Annotated in this window: 2 protein-coding genes; both read right to left on the bottom strand. The window is 34.6% G+C overall.

Annotated features, from left to right (window positions below):
- Positions 1-193 (bottom strand): hypothetical protein (locus EZH24_RS13430; protein ID WP_137999490.1); only part of this gene is annotated, 193 nt, incomplete at its 3' end.
- Positions 194-202: 9 nt separating this feature from the next.
- The coding region (locus EZH24_RS14545) for a hypothetical protein (RefSeq protein WP_236847282.1) at positions 203-456 on the bottom strand (254 nt) is incomplete at its 5' end.

Raw genomic sequence — 456 nt, 5'->3', positions numbered from 1 at the left:
CTGACACATACGCTTCGTAATTGCTAGCCCATTTTTTGTACTCATCTTCGCTAGCAAAGGTGAGTTTATGATTTAAAGCATAAGCAGGTATCTTAAAATCCTGAAGATAGCCATTGCCTTTAGCGTCGAGTCTTCTTAAAGGAAAGTTTCTATTTTTACCTGTAACATTACTCACTTCTATAGTATAACTCATTTTCACTCCTTATGCATAATTATATTCTATGGCTCTTATAGCGTCTGCTCTTACAGTATAAGCAGGCGTATAAATAGAGTTTATAACCCATTCATGAGATTGATATATTTCAGGATTTTGGTATTCTTCATACTCTAAAGCGTCATCAATAAAAGTATTAACATAATCATCAGCACTAACAGTATTAAAGTAACCAGTAGAGTCTCTATCTTCTTCAGGTATTTCAACACCGGGAGCCACTATAAGCATTACATCAGTATTGC

The organism is Brachyspira catarrhinii, from assembly GCF_005518285.1.
GTDB lineage: Bacteria > Spirochaetota > Brachyspiria > Brachyspirales > Brachyspiraceae > Brachyspira > Brachyspira catarrhinii.
This window is presented reverse-complemented; position numbering and strand designations above follow the sequence as displayed.